Source organism: Streptomyces sp. GDS52 (assembly GCF_052246875.1).
GTDB classification, from domain to species: Bacteria; Actinomycetota; Actinomycetes; order Streptomycetales; family Streptomycetaceae; genus Streptomyces; species Streptomyces cathayae.
Map to the genome: position 1 here is coordinate 6,144,687 of NZ_CM125966.1, position 15,234 is coordinate 6,159,920.

The 15,234-nt window shown below is 70.5% G+C and carries 15 protein-coding genes; 14 read left to right on the forward strand and 1 reads right to left on the reverse strand.

From position 1 onward, the window contains the following. Positions 1 to 52: 52 nt before the first annotated feature. Together efp and nusB are read left to right on the forward strand one after the other, a co-directional pair. Entirely contained in the window at positions 53 to 619 is a 567-nt protein-coding gene (gene efp, locus ACTWJ9_RS28100) for an elongation factor P (RefSeq protein WP_279337059.1), read from the forward strand. Positions 620 to 621: 2 nt separating this feature from the next. Continuing rightward, the gene (gene nusB / locus ACTWJ9_RS28105) at positions 622 to 1,056 is read left to right on the forward strand and encodes a transcription antitermination factor NusB (protein WP_388707752.1); all 435 of its coding nucleotides are present in this window, start codon (positions 622 to 624) and stop codon (positions 1,054 to 1,056) included. Between the two features lie 259 nt (positions 1,057 to 1,315). On the opposite strand, the gene bldD is transcribed toward nusB, so the two are convergent. Next, entirely contained in the window at positions 1,316 to 1,819 is a 504-nt protein-coding gene (gene bldD / locus ACTWJ9_RS28110) for a transcriptional regulator BldD (RefSeq protein WP_279337061.1), read from the reverse strand. Positions 1,820 to 2,093: 274 nt separating this feature from the next. On the opposite strand from bldD, the gene pyrR reads away from it, so the two are divergent. The 12 genes from pyrR to coaBC all read left to right on the forward strand — a co-directional run bounded on the left by pyrR (position 2,094) and on the right by coaBC (position 15,173). Beyond that, positions 2,094 to 2,660: a bifunctional pyr operon transcriptional regulator/uracil phosphoribosyltransferase PyrR gene (gene pyrR, locus ACTWJ9_RS28115; RefSeq protein ID WP_279337062.1), complete on the forward strand. Its 567-nt coding sequence runs from the start codon at positions 2,094 to 2,096 to the stop codon at positions 2,658 to 2,660. 108 nt (positions 2,661 to 2,768) lie between these two features. Then, the gene (locus ACTWJ9_RS28120; protein WP_279337063.1) at positions 2,769 to 3,743 is read left to right on the forward strand and encodes an aspartate carbamoyltransferase catalytic subunit; all 975 of its coding nucleotides are present in this window, start codon (positions 2,769 to 2,771) and stop codon (positions 3,741 to 3,743) included. Between the two features lie 4 nt (positions 3,744 to 3,747). Beyond that, the gene (locus tag ACTWJ9_RS28125; RefSeq protein ID WP_388707757.1) at positions 3,748 to 5,034 is read left to right on the forward strand and encodes a dihydroorotase; all 1,287 of its coding nucleotides are present in this window, start codon (positions 3,748 to 3,750) and stop codon (positions 5,032 to 5,034) included. Further along, positions 5,031 to 5,603, forward strand: a complete 573-nt coding sequence (locus ACTWJ9_RS28130) for a PH-like domain-containing protein (protein WP_279337065.1) — start codon at positions 5,031 to 5,033, stop codon at positions 5,601 to 5,603. The genes ACTWJ9_RS28125 and ACTWJ9_RS28130 overlap by 4 nt, the downstream gene beginning before the upstream one ends. Next, positions 5,600 to 6,781 (forward strand): glutamine-hydrolyzing carbamoyl-phosphate synthase small subunit, encoded by a 1,182-nt coding sequence (gene carA, locus ACTWJ9_RS28135; RefSeq protein ID WP_387040339.1) that lies wholly within the window; start codon positions 5,600 to 5,602, stop codon positions 6,779 to 6,781. The genes ACTWJ9_RS28130 and carA overlap by 4 nt, the downstream gene beginning before the upstream one ends. Further along, positions 6,774 to 10,082, forward strand: a complete 3,309-nt coding sequence (carB, locus tag ACTWJ9_RS28140) for a carbamoyl-phosphate synthase large subunit (protein ID WP_279337067.1) — start codon at positions 6,774 to 6,776, stop codon at positions 10,080 to 10,082. Before carA ends, carB begins: the two co-directional genes overlap by 8 nt. Before the next feature lie 72 nt (positions 10,083 to 10,154). Further along, on the forward strand, positions 10,155 to 11,261 hold the full coding sequence (locus ACTWJ9_RS28145; protein ID WP_279337068.1) for a quinone-dependent dihydroorotate dehydrogenase: 1,107 nt from the start codon (positions 10,155 to 10,157) through the stop codon (positions 11,259 to 11,261). After that, entirely contained in the window at positions 11,258 to 12,103 is an 846-nt protein-coding gene (gene pyrF, locus ACTWJ9_RS28150) for an orotidine-5'-phosphate decarboxylase (protein WP_279337069.1), read from the forward strand. Before ACTWJ9_RS28145 ends, pyrF begins: the two co-directional genes overlap by 4 nt. 257 nt (positions 12,104 to 12,360) lie before the next feature. After that, positions 12,361 to 12,684 carry an integration host factor gene (locus tag ACTWJ9_RS28155; RefSeq protein WP_279337070.1) on the forward strand — a complete coding sequence of 108 codons (324 nt, stop codon included), beginning with the start codon at positions 12,361 to 12,363 and terminating at the stop codon, positions 12,682 to 12,684. Positions 12,685 to 12,744: 60 nt separating this feature from the next. After that, positions 12,745 to 13,338, forward strand: coding sequence for a guanylate kinase (gene gmk, locus ACTWJ9_RS28160; protein WP_279337071.1), 594 nt, complete (start codon positions 12,745 to 12,747; stop codon positions 13,336 to 13,338). A gap of 84 nt (positions 13,339 to 13,422) precedes the next feature. After that, a complete protein-coding gene (rpoZ, locus tag ACTWJ9_RS28165) occupies positions 13,423 to 13,695 on the forward strand; it encodes a DNA-directed RNA polymerase subunit omega (RefSeq protein WP_006382157.1) in 273 nt (90 codons plus the stop codon). A gap of 275 nt (positions 13,696 to 13,970) precedes the next feature. Next, on the forward strand, positions 13,971 to 15,173 hold the full coding sequence (coaBC, locus tag ACTWJ9_RS28170) for a bifunctional phosphopantothenoylcysteine decarboxylase/phosphopantothenate--cysteine ligase CoaBC (protein WP_388707763.1): 1,203 nt from the start codon (positions 13,971 to 13,973) through the stop codon (positions 15,171 to 15,173). Positions 15,174 to 15,234 lie beyond the last annotated feature (61 nt).

The following is a 15,234-nucleotide window of genomic DNA, read 5'->3' on the forward strand; positions in this document are numbered from 1 at the left end:
CGCCGAGCGCCGGCCCCGGGTCGTCTCACGTCAGTCCAGGAGATTCCGCAACGTGGCTTCCACGAACGACCTCAAGAACGGCATGGTGCTCAAGCTCGAAGGCGGCCAGCTCTGGTCCGTAGTCGAGTTCCAGCACGTCAAGCCCGGCAAGGGCCCGGCCTTTGTGCGCACCAAGCTCAAGAACGTGCTCTCCGGCAAGACCGTCGACAAGACCTTCAACGCCGGTGTGAAGGTCGACACGGCCACCGTCGACAAGCGGGACATGCAGTTCTCCTACATGGACGGCGACTACTTCGTCTTCATGGACATGGAGACCTACGACCAGCTGCACATCGACCGCAAGGTCGTCGGCGACGCCGCCCACTTCCTCGTCGAGGGCTTCGAGGCCACCGTCGCCCAGCACGAGGGCGAGGTGCTCTTCGTCGAGCTGCCGGCCGCCGTCGAGCTGACCGTCGCCGAGACCGAGCCGGGCGTCCAGGGTGACCGCTCCACCGGCGGCAACAAGCCGGCCACGCTGGAGACCGGTCACCAGATCCAGGTCCCCCTCTTCATCACCACCGGTGAGAAGATCAAGGTCGACACGCGTACCAGCGACTACCTCGGCCGGGTGAACAGCTAACCGTGGCTGCCCGCAACACGGCCCGCAAGCGCGCCTTCCAGATCCTCTTCGAGGGCGACCAGCGCGGCGCCGACGTTCTGACAGTCCTCGCGGACTGGGTCCGGCACTCCCGGTCCGACACCCGGCAGCCGCCGGTGAGCGAGTACACGATGCAGTTGGTCGAGGGCTACGCGGAGCACGCGAGGCGCATCGACGAGCTGATCGCCCAGTACTCGGTCGGCTGGACGCTGGACCGGATGCCGGTCGTCGACCGCAACCTCCTGCGTCTCGGCGCGTACGAGCTGATCTGGGTCGACGAGACCCCGGACGCCGTCGTCCTCGACGAGATGGTGCAACTGGCGAAGGAGTTCTCCACGGACGAGTCGCCCTCGTTCATCAACGGCCTCCTGGGCCGGCTGAAGGAACTCAAGCCCTCGCTGCGCCGCGACGAGACCTGAGCGGGCACCGCCACCGGGACAGGAACCGGTACAGGCGCCCGGCAGGTCCCCGAGCCGGCACAGACACGCCGGAGGGCCCGCAGCGATCGTGCTGCGGGCCCTCCGGCGTACTCGGTGAGCCCGCCCCCTCCGGTGACGAGGCGTCCGGCCGACGGGAGCGACGGGTCGGCCGGACGAAGACCGCCGGGGTGGCCCGAACCTGACAGGTTCGGGCCACCCCGGCGGTACGTTTCTGCTCAACCCGCAGAGCGCTTCGGAATCAGCTCTCCTCGTGCGAGGCGACCGCACGGCGCGCGTCCGCGTCCAGGACGCCCCAGCTGATCAGCTGCTCGGTGAGGACCGAGGGGGACTGGTCGTAGATCACGGAGAGGGTGCGCAGGTCGTCCTGGCGGATCGAGAGCACCTTGCCGTTGTAGTCGCCGCGCTGGGACTGGATCGTCGCCGCGTACCGCTGCAGCGGGCCCGCCTTCTCCGGCGGCACCGTGGCCAGCCGCTCCAGGTCGAGGACCAGCTTGGGCGGCGGCTCGGCGGCTCCGCCCGGAGTGGTGCCGGGAAGGAGTTCCTGCACCGGAACGCCGTAGAAGTCCGCCAGTTCGGCAAGACGCTGTACGGTCACGGCGCGGTCGCCGCGCTCGTACGAACCGACCACGACCGCCTTCCAGCGGCCCTGGGACTTCTCCTCGACACCGTGGAGGGAAAGGCCCTGCTGGGTGCGGATCGCCCGGAGCTTGGCTCCGAGCTGTTTGGCGTATTCGCTGGACATATAGCTCCCCGGCACTGTGTCGACGCGGCTGGCATGTTTCCAGGCCGCGCGGCTGGTAACTCACTGTGAGGTTACGCAGAGTTACTCTCGCCCGTCAAGCCGAATGGTCCACACCGACTCTTCCGTGCTACCCGGACCGGTTGCGCCAGGGGGGTGAGTGACAGCGGACGAAGGGGTGAAACAGGGGTGTCGCTGCCGACCTGATAGCGTGGGCGACGCAATTCCGACGTCCTTTAAGGTCCGTCCCGTGAGGCGGAGAAGGAGGTCCGTTCACATGGATCAGATGGACACGCACGTCGATGCGCGGCCCGTTCTCGAAGGCCCCGACATCGCGCGGGTACTGACCCGCATCGCCCACGAGATCGTCGAGCGCGCCAAGGGCGCCGACGACGTGGTTCTCCTCGGCATCCCGACCCGGGGCGTCTTCCTCGCCCAGCGGCTCGCCGCCAAGCTCGAGCAGGTCACCGAACGCACGGTCCCGATCGGCTCGCTCGACATCACCATGTACCGCGACGACCTGCGCATGCACCCGCCGCGTGCGCTGGCCCGCACCGAGATCCCCGGTGACGGCATCGACGGCCGGCTGGTCGTCCTCGTCGACGACGTGCTCTTCTCCGGGCGCACCATCCGCGCCGCCCTCGACGCGCTGAACGACATCGGGCGCCCCCGCGCGGTGCAGCTCGCCGTTCTCGTCGACCGCGGCCACCGCGAACTGCCCATCCGTGCCGACTACGTCGGCAAGAACCTCCCCACGTCGTTGCGGGAGACGGTCAAGGTCCTGCTCGCCGAGGAGGACGGTCGCGACACCGTGCTGCTCGGCGCCAAGCGGCCCTCCCCGTAGTGATCCGGGCGCACGTCGTCGGCGTGCGCCGGCCCGGGGCGCCTCCGCGCCTTCGGGTGCCCGGATTCTCCCGTTCTTCCGATTGAACCGTCCTACGGAGCCTGACAGATGCACCGTCATCTCATCTCGGCCGCCGACCTCACCCGTGACGACGCCGTCCTGATCCTCGACACCGCCGAGGAGATGGCCCGGGTCGCCGACCGGCCGATCAAAAAACTGCCGACCCTGCGCGGCCGGACCGTCGTCAACCTCTTCTTCGAGGACTCCACCCGGACCCGGATCTCCTTCGAGGCCGCCGAGAAGCGGCTGTCCGCGGACGTCATCAACTTCACCGCCAAGGGGTCCAGCGTCTCCAAGGGGGAGTCGCTCAAGGACACCGCGCAGACCCTGGAAGCCATGGGGGTCGACGCCGTCGTCATCCGGCACGGCGCCTCGGGGGCCCCGTACCGGCTGGCCACCTCCGGCTGGATCGACGCGCACGTCATCAACGCCGGCGACGGCACCCACCAGCACCCCACCCAGGCCCTGCTCGACGCCTTCACGATGCGGCGCCGGCTCGTCGGCCCGGACGCCGGGATCGGCCATGACCTCGCCGGCCGGCGCATCACGATCGTCGGTGACGTCCTGCACAGCCGGGTGGCCCGCTCCAACGTCGACCTGCTGCACACCCTCGGGGCCGAGGTCACCCTCGTCGCCCCGCCGACCCTGCTGCCGGTCGGCATCGAGTCCTGGCCCTGCGAGGTCTCCTACGACCTCGACCGCACCCTGCCCAAGTCCGACGCCGTGATGATGCTGCGCGTACAGCGCGAGCGCATGAAGGCCGCGTTCTTCCCGACCGAGCGCGAGTACTCACGGCGCTACGGTCTCGACGGCGAACGCATGCGGCGGATGCCCGAGCACGCGATCGTGATGCATCCCGGCCCCATGGTCCGCGGGATGGAGATCACCGCCGAGGTGGCCGACTCCGACCGCTGCACCGTCGTCGAGCAGGTCACCAACGGGGTCTCCATCCGGATGGCCGTCCTGTACCTGCTGCTCGGCGGCAACGAAACCGCCCTCACCCGCACCACGGAGGAGAAGTAACACCATGAGCAAGACCCTGATCCGCGGTGCGAAGGTGCTCGGCGGCGACCCGCAGGACGTGCTGATCGACGGCGGGACCGTCGCGGCCGTCGGCACCGGACTGAGCGCCGAGGGCGCCGAGGTCGTCGAGGCCGCCGGCAAGGTGCTGCTGCCCGGCCTGGTCGACCTGCACACCCATCTGCGCGAGCCGGGCCGCGAGGACTCCGAGACCGTGCTGACCGGCACCCGCGCGGCGGCGAGCGGCGGCTACACCGCCGTGTTCGCCATGGCCAACACCTTCCCGGTCGCCGACACCGCCGGCGTCGTCGAGCAGGTCTGGCGGCTCGGCAAGGAGCACGGCTACTGCGACGTACGGCCCGTCGGCGCCGTCACCGTCGGCCTGGAGGGCAGCACGCTCGCCGAGCTGGGCGCCATGCACGAGTCCGCGGCCGGCGTCACCGTCTTCTCCGACGACGGCAAGTGCGTCCACGACGCCGTGATCATGCGGCGCGCCCTGGAGTACGTGAAGGCCTTCGACGGCGTCGTCGCCCAGCACGCGCAGGAACCCCGGCTGACCGAGGGCGCCCAGATGAACGAGGGCGTCGTCTCCGCCGAGCTGGGCCTGGGCGGCTGGCCGGCCGTCGCCGAGGAGGCGATCATCGCCCGGGACGTCCTGCTCGCCGAGCACGTCGGTTCCCGCGTCCACATCTGCCACCTGTCGACGGCGGGCAGCGTCGAGATCGTGCGCTGGGCCAAGGCCCGCGGCATCCGGGTCACCGCCGAGGTCACCCCGCACCACCTGCTCCTCACCGACGAACTGGTGCGCACCTACGACCCGGTCTACAAGGTCAACCCGCCGCTGCGCACCGAGCGGGACGTCCTGGTGCTGCGCGAGGCGCTCGCCGACGGCACGATCGACATCGTCGCCACCGACCACGCCCCGCACCCGCACGAGGACAAGGACTGCGAGTGGGCGGCCGCGGCCATGGGCATGGTCGGCCTGGAGACCGCGTTGTCGGTGGTCCAGGAGACGATGGTCGACACGGGCCTGCTGGACTGGACCGGCGTGGCCGACCGGATGTCCTTCGCCCCCGCGCGCATCGGACGGGCCGAGGGGCACGGCCGTCCCGTCTCGGTCGGTGAGCCTGCCAACCTCACCCTCGTCGACACGGCATACCGTGGTTCCGTGGACCCCGCGGGCTTCGCCTCGCGCAGCCGCAACACCCCGTACGAGGGCCGTGAGCTGCCGGGCCGTGTCACGCACACCTGGCTCCGGGGCACGGCCACGCTCGTCGACGGGAAACTCACGTGACATCTGTAATCCTGCTGGCCGCCGAGAAACGATCGGCGGAAGTGACCGACTGGGCGGCCAGGATCGGCTGGGTCGTCGGCCTCGCCCTCTTCGTCGCGCTCGTCTACTGGCTGATGCGCGAGGGCTGGAAGTGGCGCGGCACCCTCCAGAGCGACCTCCCCGGGCTGCCCACGACCCCGGACGACCCCGGCCCGGCGAAACTGAGTGCGCGCGGCCGCTACCACGGCTCCACCACCGCCGGTCAGTGGCTCGACCGCATCGTGGCGCACGGTCTGGGCACCCGCAGCAGGGTGGAGCTCACCCTCACCGACGCGGGCCTGGACGTCGTACGCCCCGGAGCCGGCGACTTCTTCGTCCCGGCCGACGCGCTGCGCGGGGCCCGGCTCGACAAGGGCATCGCCGGCAAAGTGCTCACCGAGGGCGGCCTGCTCGTCGTCACCTGGGCACACGGCGAGCGGCTGATCGACTCCGGCTTCCGCTTCGACCACGCGGCCGACCACAACGAGTGGGTCCCGGCCATCGACTCCATGAGCAAGACGAACGTCACGACGGAAGGCGCCGAACGATGACAACCTCCACCAGGGGAACCACCTCTCGCAAGAAGGTGCTTCCCGCCGTACTCGTCCTGGAGGACGGCCGGGTCTTCCGCGGCCGTGCCTACGGGGCGGTGGGGGAGACCTTCGGCGAAGCGGTGTTCTCCACCGGGATGACCGGCTACCAGGAGACCCTCACCGACCCGTCCTACCACCGCCAGGTCGTCGTGATGACCACGCCGCACGTCGGCAACACAGGCGTCAACGACGACGACCCCGAGTCCCAGCGGATCTGGGTCGCCGGCTACGTCGTGCGCGACCCCGCGCGCGTGCCGTCCAACTGGCGCTCCCGCCGCGCCCTGGACGAGGAGCTCGCCGCCCAGGGCGTCGTCGGCATCAGCGGCATCGACACCCGCGCGCTGACCCGGCACCTGCGCGAACGGGGCGCCATGCGCGTCGGCATCTTCAGCGGCGACGCCGTACGGGACGACGCCGCACTGCTGGCCGACGTGCGGGAGGCCCCCGAGATGAAGGGCGCCGACCTCGCCGCCGAGGTCGCCACCACCGAGCCGTACGTCGTCCCCGCCGTCGGCCCCGACGGCGCTGCCCTCCCGGCCGGCACCGCGAAGTTCACCGTCGCCGCGATCGACCTCGGCATCAAGGGCATGACCGCCCAGCGCATGACACAGCGCGGCATCGAGGTGCACGTCCTGCCCGCGAACGCCACCCTCGACGACGTCTACGCCGTCAACCCCGACGGGGTGTTCTTCTCCAACGGCCCCGGCGACCCCGCCACCGCCGACCACCCCGTCTCCGTGATGCGGGGCGTCCTGGAACGCGGCACCCCGCTCTTCGGGATCTGCTTCGGCAACCAGATCCTCGGCCGCGCCCTCGGCTTCGGCACCTACAAGCTGAAGTACGGCCACCGCGGCATCAACCAGCCGGTGCAGGACCGCAGCACCGGCAAGGTCGAAATCACCTCGCACAACCACGGCTTCGCCGTCGACGCCCCGCTCGACAAGGTCTCCGAGACCCCGTTCGGCCGGGTGGAGGTGTCCCACGTCTGCCTCAACGACAACGTGGTGGAGGGGCTCCGCCTGCTCGACCGGCCGGCCTTCAGCGTCCAGTACCACCCGGAGGCGGCGGCGGGCCCGCACGACGCCGCCCACCTGTTCGACCGCTTCGTATCCCTGATGGAGGGCCAGCGTGCCTAAGCGCACCGATATCCAGTCCGTCCTGGTCATCGGCTCCGGCCCGATCGTCATCGGCCAGGCCGCCGAGTTCGACTACTCCGGCACCCAGGCGTGCCGGGTGCTGAAGGCCGAGGGCCTGCGCGTCATCCTGGTCAACTCCAACCCGGCGACGATCATGACCGACCCGGAGATCGCCGACGCCACCTACGTCGAACCGATCACCCCGGAGTTCGTCGAGAAGATCATCGCCAAGGAGCAGCCGGACGCCCTGCTGCCCACCCTGGGCGGCCAGACGGCCCTGAACACCGCGATCTCCCTGCACGAGAACGGCATCCTGGAGAAGTACGGCGTCGAGCTGATCGGCGCCAACGTGGAGGCCATCCACAAGGGCGAGGACCGCGAGCTGTTCAAGGACGTCGTGGAGGAGGTCCGCAAGAAGATCGGGCACGGCGAGTCCGCCCGGTCCTACATCTGCCACTCCATGGACGACGTCCTCAAGGGCGTCGAGGAACTCGGCGGCTACCCCGTGGTCGTCCGCCCGTCCTTCACCATGGGCGGCGCCGGCTCCGGCTTCGCCCACGACGAGGACGAACTGCGCCGCATCGCCGGCCAGGGCCTCACCCTGTCGCCGACCACCGAGGTGCTCCTGGAGGAGTCCATCCTCGGCTGGAAGGAGTACGAGCTGGAGCTGATGCGCGACAAGCACGACAACGTCGTGGTCGTCTGCTCCATCGAGAACTTCGACCCCATGGGCGTGCACACCGGCGACTCGATCACCGTCGCGCCCGCGATGACGCTGACCGACCGCGAGTACCAGATCCTGCGGGACGTCGGCATCGCCGTCATCCGCGAGGTCGGCGTCGACACCGGCGGCTGCAACATCCAGTTCGCGGTGAACCCCGAGGACGGGCGCGTCATCGTCATCGAGATGAACCCGCGGGTGTCGCGCTCCTCGGCCCTGGCCTCCAAGGCGACCGGGTTCCCGATCGCCAAGATCGCCGCGAAGCTCGCCGTGGGCTACACCCTCGACGAGATCCCCAACGACATCACGAAGGAGACCCCGGCCTCCTTCGAGCCGGCCCTCGACTACGTCGTCGTCAAGGCCCCGCGGTTCGCCTTCGAGAAGTTCCCGAGCGCCGACTCCACCCTCACCACCACCATGAAGTCGGTCGGCGAGGCCATGGCGATCGGCCGCAACTTCACCGAGGCCCTGCAGAAGGCGCTGCGCTCGCTGGAGAAGAAGGGCAGCCGGTTCACCTTCGTCGGCGACCCCGGGGACAAGGCGCTCCGCCTCGACGAGGCGATCCGCCCGACCGACGGCCGCATCAACGCGGTCATGCAGGCCATCCGCGCGGGAGCCACCCCCCAGGAGGTCTTCGACGCCACCAAGATCGACCCCTGGTTCGTCGACCAGCTCTTCCTCCTCAAGGAGATCGCCGACGAGATCGCCGAGGCGCCCGAGCTGACCCGGGACCTGCTCGCCGAGGCCAAGCGGCACGGCTTCTCCGACGAGCAGATCAGCGAGATCCGCGGCCTGCGCGCGGACGTGGTCCGCGAGGTCCGGCACGCACTGGGCATCCGCCCGGTCTACAAGACGGTCGACACCTGCGCCGCCGAGTTCGCCGCGGACACGCCGTACTTCTACTCCTCCTACGACGAGGAGACCGAGGTCGCCCCGCGCGAGAAGCCCGCGGTGATCATCCTGGGCTCCGGCCCGAACCGCATCGGCCAGGGCATCGAGTTCGACTACTCCTGCGTCCACGCCTCCTTCGCGCTGAGCGAGGCCGGGTACGAGACCGTGATGGTCAACTGCAACCCGGAGACCGTCTCCACCGACTACGACACCTCCGACCGGCTCTACTTCGAGCCGCTCACCCTGGAGGACGTCCTGGAGATCGTCCACGCGGAGGAGCAGGCCGGACCGGTCGCAGGCGTGATCGTCCAGCTCGGCGGCCAGACCCCGCTGGGCCTGGCCCAGGCGCTGAAGGACAACGGCGTGCCGATCGTCGGCACACCCCCCGAGGCCATCCACGCCGCCGAGGACCGCGGAGCCTTCGGCCGCGTCCTGGCGGAGGCCGGCCTGCCGGCCCCCAAGCACGGCACCGCCACCACCTTCGCCGAGGCCAAGACCATCGCCGACGAGATCGGCTACCCGGTCCTCGTGCGCCCGTCCTACGTGCTCGGCGGACGCGGCATGGAGATCGTCTACGACGAGAACCGGCTGGAGTCGTACATCGCCGAGTCGACCGAGATCAGCCCCTCCCGGCCGGTGCTGGTCGACCGGTTCCTCGACGACGCGGTCGAGATCGACGTCGACGCGCTGTACGACGGCGAGGAGCTCTACCTCGGCGGTGTCATGGAGCACATCGAGGAGGCCGGCATCCACTCCGGCGACTCGGCGTGCGCCCTGCCCCCGATCACGCTCGGTGGCTACGACATCAAGCGGCTGCGCGCCTCCACCGAGGGCATCGCACGCGGGGTCGGGGTGCGCGGCCTGATCAACATCCAGTTCGCGCTCTCCGGCGACATCCTCTACGTCCTGGAGGCCAACCCGCGCGCCTCCCGCACCGTCCCCTTCACCTCGAAGGCGACCGCGGTGCCGCTGGCCAAGGCGGCCGCCCGGATCTCCCTCGGCGCGACCGTCGCCGAACTCCGCGCGGAGGGCCTGCTCCCCGCCCAGGGGGACGGCGGCACGCTGCCCCTGGACGCGCCGATCTCCGTCAAGGAGGCCGTCCTGCCGTGGTCACGCTTCCGCGACATCCACGGCCGCGGCGTCGACACGGTCCTCGGCCCGGAGATGCGCTCCACCGGCGAGGTCATGGGCATCGACTCCGTCTTCGGCACGGCCTACGCCAAGTCGCAGGCCGGCGCCTACGGGCCGCTGCCCACCCGGGGCCGCGCCTTCATCTCGGTCGCCAACCGGGACAAGCGCCTGATGATCTCCCCCGCGCGTGAGCTGGTCGCCCACGGCTTCGAACTGCTCGCCACCTCCGGCACCGCCGAGGTCCTCAAGCGCAACGGCATCAACGCCACCGTGGTGCGCAAGCAGTCCGAGGGCACCGGCCCGAACGGAGAGAAGACCATCGTCCAGCTGATCCACGACGGCGAGGTCGACCTCATCGTCAACACGCCGTACGGCACCGGCGGACGTCTCGACGGCTACGACATCCGCACGGCCGCGGTGGCGCGGTCCGTGCCGTGCCTGACGACGGTCCAGGCACTCGCCGCGGCGGTCCAGGGCATCGACGCCCTCAACCGCGGCGAGGTGGGCGTCCGCTCGCTCCAGGAACACGCGCACCATCTGACCGCGGCCCGCGACTAGGGCCGAGCCGCCGGAGGGGGACACCGATGACGGTGTCCCCCTCTTCATGAGGACCACCTGGGACAGGACACGATGTACACGTACTTCTTCCGTCTGATCTTCCGGCGCATGGACCCGGAGCGGGCCCACCGGCTGGCCTTCCGCTGGATCCGCCGCGTCGCCGGCGTTCCCGTGCTGCGCACCTTCGTCGCCGCCGTGCTCGCCCCCCGCATCGAGGAACTGCGCACCGAGGCGTTCGGGCTGCGGCTGCACAGCCCCTTCGGGCTCGCCGCCGGCTTCGACAAGAACGCCGTCGGCGTCGACGGGATGGCGATGCTCGGCTTCGACCACGTCGAGATCGGCACGGTGACCGGGGAACCGCAGCCCGGGAACCCCGGGAAGCGGCTGTTCCGGCTGACGCCGGACCGGGCGCTGATCAACCGCATGGGATTCAACAACGAGGGCTCGCTGGCCGTCGCCGCCCGTCTGGCCTCCCGCACACCCGTCTTCCGGACCGTGGTGGGCGTCAACATCGGCAAGACCAAGGCGGTACCGGAGGACGAGGCCGTCGCCGACTACGTGAAGTCCGCCGAGCGGCTGGCACCGTACGCCGACTACCTGGTGGTCAACGTCTCCTCCCCGAACACGCCCGGGCTGCGCGACCTCCAGGCCGCGGACCGGCTGCGCCCGCTGCTGGGTGCCGTCCGCGAGGCCGCCGACCGCAGCGCCCCCGGCCGCCGGGTGCCGCTGCTGGTCAAGATCGCCCCCGATCTCGCCGACGAGGACATCGACGCGGTCGCCGACCTCGCCGTGGACCTCGGCCTGGACGGGATCATCGCCACCAACACCACCATCGCGCGCGCGGAGCTCTCCCTGGCCTCCGATCCCGCCCTGGTCGCGGAGACCGGGGGCCTGTCCGGCGCTCCGCTGAAGGCACGCTCCCTGGAGGTGCTGCGCCGCCTGTACGCGCGCGTGGGGGACCGGATCACCCTGATCGGGGTCGGCGGCATCGAGGACGCCGAGGACGCCTGGCAGCGCATCCTGGCCGGCGCCACGCTGGTCCAGGGCTACAGCGCCCTCATCTACGAGGGCCCCTTCTGGAGCCGTGCCGTCCACAAGGGACTCGCCGCGCGGCTGCGCACCAGCCCGTACAGCACGCTCGCCGACGCGGTGGGCGCCGACGTGAGGAAGACGGCATGAGCGGACTCGACCCCTTCGGCACGCGCCTGCGCCGCGCCATGGACGCGCGCGGCCCGCTGTGCGTCGGCATCGACCCGCACGCCTCCCTGCTCGCCGAGTGGGGCCTGAACGACGACGTGGCCGGTCTGGAGCGGTTCAGCCGCACAGTCGTCGAGGCGGTCGCGGACCGGGTCGCCGTGCTCAAGCCGCAGAGCGCCTTCTTCGAGCGCTTCGGCTCACGCGGTGTCGCGGTACTGGAAAAGTCGGTCGCCGAGGCGCGCGAGGCCGGCGCGCTGGTCGTCATGGACGCCAAGCGCGGCGACATCGGCTCGACCATGGCGGCCTACGCCGAGTCCTTCCTGCACCGGGACTCCCCGCTGTTCTCGGACGCGCTGACCGTCTCCCCCTACCTCGGCTACGGCTCGCTGAGCCCGGCGGTGGAGACGGCCCGGGAGAACGGCGCGGGACTGTTCGTCCTGGCGCTGACCTCCAACCCGGAGGGCGGCGAGGTACAGCACGCGGTGCGCCCCGACGGGCGCAGCGTCGCGGCGACCGTGCTCGCCCACCTGGCCGCCGAGAACGCGGGGGAGGCGCCCCTGGGGTCCTTCGGCGCGGTGGTCGGCGCGACGCTCGGCGACCTGTCGTCGTACGACCTGGAGATCAACGGTCCGCTTCTCGCGCCCGGCATCGGTGCCCAGGGGGCCACGGCGGCGGACCTCCCGGCGGTCTTCGGGAAGGCGGTGCGCAATGTCGTGCCGAACGTGAGCCGGGGCGTGTTGCGCCACGGTGCCGACGTGGTCGCGCTGCGTGACGCCGCGGAGCGGTACGCGGAGGAGATCAGGGCGGCCGTGACCCCGGCCTGAGCCGTTGACGAGGGACGCAGGAGCCTGCCGAGGCCTGGATAGGGTGACGAATCCGGGGCGATTTGCCCCAAATGTTCACCCTGATCGAGGCTGACCTGGACTTTTCCTCTGTTCTCGCTGACTCTGGCGGAGTTGGACGCTAGTCTCCGACGGAGAGTGAACGGGTAAGAGTGTGTTGCCCGTGGCTCCCAGGTGTGGGGCGATCAGGTTCCTCACCGGTCCGTATCCGACAGTTCGACATCCGAGGTGACGTAGGCGTGGCTCTTCCGCCCCTTACCCCTGAACAGCGCGCAGCCGCGCTCGAAAAGGCCGCCGCGGCTCGCCGGGAGCGGGCCGAGATCAAGAATCGACTCAAGCACTCCGGTGCCTCCCTCCACGAGGTCATCAAGCAGGGCCAGGAGAACGACGTCGTCGGCAAGATGAAGGTCTCCGCGCTGCTCGAGTCCCTGCCGGGCGTGGGCAAAGTCCGCGCCAAGCAGATCATGGAGCGGCTGGGCATCTCCGAGAGTCGCCGGGTGCGTGGCCTCGGCTCCAACCAGATCGCCTCCCTGGAGCGCGAGTTCGGCAGCACCGGCTCCTGAGTACCGGGCGGCCCGGGACCGGCGTCCCGGGCACCCCTCGATTGCTGGAATAATCGCCGCATGGCTGCAACACCCCGGGGGACGTCCCCCGTACCCCCGGACGCTCGTCCGCGGCTGACCGTGCTCTCCGGCCCCTCAGGGGTCGGCAAGAGCACGGTCGTCGCCCATATGCGCAAGGCACACCCCGAGGTCTGGCTCTCGGTGTCGGCGACGACCCGCAAGCCGCGCCCGGGGGAACAGCACGGGGTCCACTACTTCTTCGTCACCGACGACGAGATGGACAAGCTGATCGCCAACGGTGAGCTGCTGGAGTGGGCCGAGTTCGCGGGCAACCGCTACGGCACCCCCCGCGCGGCGGTGCTGGAGCACCTGGAGTCGGGTCTGCCCGTCCTCCTGGAGATCGACCTCCAGGGTGCCCGGCAGGTCCGTACGTCCATGTCCGAGGCCCAGCTGGTGTTCCTGGCTCCGCCCTCCTGGGAGGAGCTGGTGCGCCGGCTCACGGGCAGGGGCACCGAGTCGCCCGAGGTGGTCGAGCGCCGGCTGGAGGCCGCGAAGATCGAACTGGCCGCCGAGCCGGAGTTCGACACGACCCTGGTCAACACCTCCGTCGAGGACGTGGCCCGCGAGCTGCTAGCCTTGATGAACGTCGTGTGATCGTCAGCGTTTCCTCAGCGGCCGTCCCACGAGCACCGCAGACTTCATCTGCACCCATCTTTCCCATCCATCGGAAGGTAGAGCGTGTCCTCTTCCATCTCCACGCCCGAGGGCATCATCAACCCGCCGATCGACGAGCTTCTCGAGGCCACGGACTCGAAGTACAGCCTCGTGATCTACGCGGCCAAGCGGGCTCGCCAGATCAACGCGTACTACTCGCAGCTCGGTGAAGGTCTCCTCGAGTACGTCGGTCCCCTCGTCGACACCCACGTCCACGAGAAGCCGCTCTCGATCGCCCTGCGTGAGATCAACGCGGGACTGCTGACCTCCGAGGCCGTCGAAGGCCCCGCTCAGTAAGTCGTACCGTCGCACAAGCATTCGGTATCGCGGTCGCAACGTCGTATCAGCGACTCCCCACCGGTTTTTCCACAGGCCCGGCAGCACGGCTGCCGGGCCTGTGATTTTGTCGGGGGTGCGGGGGCCCGTTCCCCGCGGTGGTGCAGCATGAGAAGCGTGCGCCCACCCAGGGCGCGCACGGGAGCCGGGCAACCGGAAAGAGCCGGAAAGAGCCGGAAAGAACCGGGGAGAGACCGGGAAGGGCCCGGGAAGGCCCCGGAAAGGGACGGAGAGACGTGGACAAGCCGAAGGTCGTTCTGGGCGTCACCGGCGGCATCGCCGCGTACAAGGCATGTGAGCTGCTCCGGCGGCTGACCGAGTCGGGGCACGACGTGCGTGTGGTCCCCACCGCCTCCGCGCTGCACTTCGTCGGCGCCGCCACCTGGTCCGCGCTCTCCGGGAACCCGGTCACGACCGAGGTCTGGGACGACGTCCACGAGGTGCCGCACGTCCGCATCGGGCAGCACGCCGACCTGGTGGTCGTCGCCCCGGCCACCGCGGACATCCTGGCGAAGGCGGCGCACGGCCTGGCCGATGACCTCCTCACCAACACCCTGCTCACCGCCCGGTGCCCGGTGGTCTTCGCCCCCGCCATGCACACCGAGATGTGGGAGCACCCGGCCACCCGGGAGAACGTGGCGACCCTGCGCCGGCGCGGTGCCGTCGTCATCGAACCGGCGGTCGGCCGGCTCACCGGCGTGGACACCGGCAAGGGGCGGCTGCCCGACCCCGGCGAGATATCCGAGGTCTGCCGCCGGGTGCTGGCCCGGGGCGCGGCCGAGCCCGACCTCGCGGGACGGCATGTCGTGATCAGCGCCGGCGGCACCCGCGAGCCCCTCGACCCGGTCCGCTTCCTCGGCAACCGCTCCTCCGGCAAGCAGGGCTACGCCCTCGCCCGTACCGCCGCCGCGCGGGGCGCGCGCGTCACGCTGATCGCCGCCAACGCGTCCCTGCCCGACCCCGCGGGGGTCGACGTCGTCCCCGTCGGGACCGCCGTGGAACTGCGTGCGGAAGTACTGCGCGCCGCCGCCGACGCCGACGCGGTGGTCATGGCCGCCGCCGTCGCCGACTTCCGGCCCGCGGCCTACGCGGCCGGCAAGATCAAGAAGAAGGACGGGCAGGAGCCCGAGCCCGTCACCCTGGTGCGCAACCCGGACGTCCTCGCCGAGATCTCCGCCGACCGGGCCCGCCCCGGACAGGTGATCGTGGGCTTCGCCGCGGAGACGGACGACGTACTCGCCAACGGCCGCGCCAAGCTGAAGCGCAAGGGCTGTGACCTGCTCGTGGTCAATGAGGTCGGCGAGCACAGGACGTTCGGCTCGGAGGAGAACGAGGCGGTGGTGCTGGGGTCCGACGGCAGCGAGACGCCCGTGGCCCACGGCCCCAAGGAAGCCCTCGCCGACACGGTCTGGGACCTGGTCGCCGGCCGCCTGGACTGAACCGGAACATCCGGTGCGCGGGCCGGAAACGCAACCCGTCGGGGTGTGGCGCCTCTGGCCA

Coding starts and splice junctions, on each gene's coding strand:
- ACTWJ9_RS28120 (WP_279337063.1), top strand. CDS start 2,769: ATGCACCGTCATCTCATCTCGGCCGCCGACCTCACCCGTGACGACGCC.
- pyrF (WP_279337069.1), top strand. CDS start 11,258: ATGAGCGGACTCGACCCCTTCGGCACGCGCCTGCGCCGCGCCATGGAC.
- ACTWJ9_RS28145 (WP_279337068.1), top strand. CDS start 10,155: ATGTACACGTACTTCTTCCGTCTGATCTTCCGGCGCATGGACCCGGAG.
- bldD (WP_279337061.1), bottom strand. CDS start 1,819: ATGTCCAGCGAATACGCCAAACAGCTCGGAGCCAAGCTCCGGGCGATC.
- gmk (WP_279337071.1), top strand. CDS start 12,745: ATGGCTGCAACACCCCGGGGGACGTCCCCCGTACCCCCGGACGCTCGT.
- ACTWJ9_RS28125 (WP_388707757.1), top strand. CDS start 3,748: ATGAGCAAGACCCTGATCCGCGGTGCGAAGGTGCTCGGCGGCGACCCG.
- pyrR (WP_279337062.1), top strand. CDS start 2,094: ATGGATCAGATGGACACGCACGTCGATGCGCGGCCCGTTCTCGAAGGC.
- carA (WP_387040339.1), top strand. CDS start 5,600: ATGACAACCTCCACCAGGGGAACCACCTCTCGCAAGAAGGTGCTTCCC.